The organism is Mesorhizobium sp. M4A.F.Ca.ET.050.02.1.1 (assembly GCF_003997725.1).
Lineage (GTDB): Bacteria > Pseudomonadota > Alphaproteobacteria > Rhizobiales > Rhizobiaceae > Mesorhizobium.
In genome coordinates, this window is sequence record NZ_RZSG01000820.1 from 1 (window position 1) to 2,577 (window position 2,577).

3 protein-coding genes are annotated in these 2,577 nt (G+C 64.3%); 2 read left to right on the forward strand and 1 reads right to left on the reverse strand.

Features of this window, described 5'->3' with window-relative positions; translation table 11 throughout:
- Positions 1–132 precede the first annotated feature (132 nt).
- Positions 133–579: a MucR family transcriptional regulator gene (locus EOA33_RS31700; protein WP_126055582.1), complete on the forward strand. Its 447-nt coding sequence runs from the start codon at positions 133–135 to the stop codon at positions 577–579.
- Between the two features lie 122 nt (positions 580–701).
- Here EOA33_RS31700 and EOA33_RS39420 read toward each other — a convergent pair whose 3' ends face one another.
- Positions 702–839: a hypothetical protein gene (locus EOA33_RS39420; protein WP_189347935.1), complete on the reverse strand. Its 138-nt coding sequence runs from the start codon at positions 837–839 to the stop codon at positions 702–704.
- A 136-nt stretch (positions 840–975) separates the two neighbouring features.
- Between EOA33_RS39420 and EOA33_RS31705 the strand changes: the two genes are divergently transcribed.
- A partial coding sequence (locus EOA33_RS31705) for an ABC-F family ATP-binding cassette domain-containing protein (protein WP_145989399.1) occupies positions 976–2,577 on the forward strand: 1,602 nt, incomplete at its 3' end.

Genomic DNA, 2,577 nt, shown 5'->3' on the forward strand with positions numbered 1-2,577 from the left:
TATCAGCTCGTATTGAGTCTGCAGGGTTTATTGAATCTTGTCGATCCGTTGGGGAGCACGGTCAAAATCGATACATCATCAAAAGTCTACAACTATAGCTGGTGACCTGATCGCCGGCAGAGGGAAAAAAAATTGCACAATATCGATGACAAGACCGCAATTGAACTGACCGCCGACATTGTTTCGGCCTATGTCGGCAACAATCCGCTTCCGGCCTCCGGACTGCCGGATCTGATCGCCAGCGTCAGCGCCTCGGTGCGCAAGCTGAGCGCCGTTGCCGCCGCCAAGGAAGCGCCGGTGCTCAATCCTGCCGTCAATCCAAAACGCTCGGTGTTTCCGGACCATATCGTTTGCCTGGAGGACGGCAAGAAGTTCAAGTCGCTGAAGCGGCATCTCGCCACCGACCACGGCCTGACGCCGGACGAGTATCGCGCCAAATGGGGCCTTGCGCCCGACTACCCGATGGTGGCGCCCAGCTATTCGGCGACCCGCTCGGCGCTGGCCAAATCTTCCGGCCTTGGCCGCAAGCCGGCCGCGGCTCAGCCGACCAAGGTGGCGAAGCGCAAGCCCAAGGCCTGATTTTCCGGATCGAAGATAAGGCTCCCCGACGCAGCGACGCCGTGTGACCATCTGGTTGCACGGCGCGTTGCGGCGGTGCGTTGACGTTCAGGTTTGCGTCGAACACTGCTTCGGCGCCGCGCTCACTGTCCCGCCAGTTGTGCCGCCTCCAGCGATGCCGCGCCGTCGCCACTACCGTCGAACAGCACGACCTGCGTCGCCAGCGCGGCTGTCGTGGCGACCTGGAAGAAGATGAAGGCGAGGGCGACGTAGCGGATCACCGGCCTCAAACGCCTCGCGACGCATCTGGTTCCCCCCGGCCGCGCTTTTTGCAATCAGGCCGCCCGCGGCCGCTGGCGAAGCCTCGTCCAGGCGTGGCACTTGCGAAGCGCCGGCCAGCCGTGCAAAAGCGCGGCCATGCTTATCATCAACGATCTCTCGCTGCGCATGGCGGGGCGCCTGCTTCTCGATCATGCCTCGCTGACCTTGCCGGCCGGCACCAAGGCGGGTCTTGTTGGCCGCAACGGCACCGGCAAGACCACCTTATTCAAGGCGATCACCGGCGACTTCCCGTCCGAGACCGGCTCGATCAGCCTGCCGAAGAACACCCGCATCGGCCAGGTGGCGCAGGAGGCGCCGGGCACCGAGGAGCCGCTGATCGACATCGTGCTCAAGGCCGATGCCGAACGCCAGGCACTGCTCGAAGAGGAAAAGACGGCCACCGATCCGCACCGCATCGCCGAGATCCACACGCGGCTGGCCGACATCGACGCGCATTCGGCCGAGTCCCGCGCGGCCACCATCCTCGCCGGCCTCGGCTTCGACGACGCCGCGCAGAAGCGTCCGGCATCGTCCTTCTCCGGCGGCTGGCGCATGCGCGTCGCGCTGGCGGCCGTGCTCTTCTCCGAGCCCGACCTTCTGCTCCTCGACGAGCCGACCAACTATCTCGACCTCGAAGGCACGCTGTGGCTGGAGAACTACGTCTCCAAATATCCGCACACCGTGCTTTTGATCTCGCACGACCGCGACCTGCTCAACCGCGCCGTCAACTCGATCGTCCATCTCGACCAGAAGAAGCTGACCTTCTGGCGCGGCGGCTACGACCAGTTCGAGCGCCAGCTCACCGAGCAGCGCGAACTGCAGGAGAAGAGCCGCGTCAAGCAGGAAGCGGCGCGCAAGCACATGGAGTCCTTCGTTGAGCGTTTTCGCGCCAAGGCCTCCAAGGCGAGGCAGGCGCAGTCGCGCCTGAAGGCGCTGGAGAAGATGAAGCCGATCGCGGCCATCGTGAACGACACGGTACGGCCGTTTTCCTTCCCCGAGCCGGTGAAGACGGTGGCCTCGCCGATCGTTGCGCTCAACGGCGTCAATGTCGGCTACACCGAGGGCGCGCCGATCCTGAAGAAGATGACGCTGCGCATCGATGCCGACGACCGCATCGCGCTGCTCGGCGCCAACGGCAACGGCAAGTCGACCTTCGCCAAGATGCTCGCCGGTCGGCTCAAGGCCGAGACCGGCACCATGACCGTGGCGCCGGGCCTGAAAGTGGCGATCTTCGCCCAGCACCAGCTCGACGATCTGCGCCCCGAGGAAAACGCCTATGAGCATGTGCGCCGGCTGATGCCCGAGGCGCCGGAATCGAAGGTGCGCGCCCGCGTCGCCCAGTTCGGCCTCACGACCGAGAAGATGAACACGGCGGCCAAGGATCTTTCCGGCGGCGAGAAGGCTCGGCTACTGATGGGCCTGTCGGCCTTCGACGGGCCGAACCTGTTCATCCTCGACGAGCCGACCAACCATCTCGACATCGACAGCCGTGAATCGCTGATCCATGCACTGAACGATTTCCCCGGCGCGGTGATCCTGATCTCGCACGACCGCCATCTGCTGGAGGCCACCGCAGATCGGCTGTGGCTGGTCAAGGACGGCGCGGTCAACCCCTATGATGGCGATCTTGAGGACTACAAGACGCTGGTCACCGGCGTTTCCTCCAACCGCCGCGAACAGAAGGAAGCAGACAAGGCC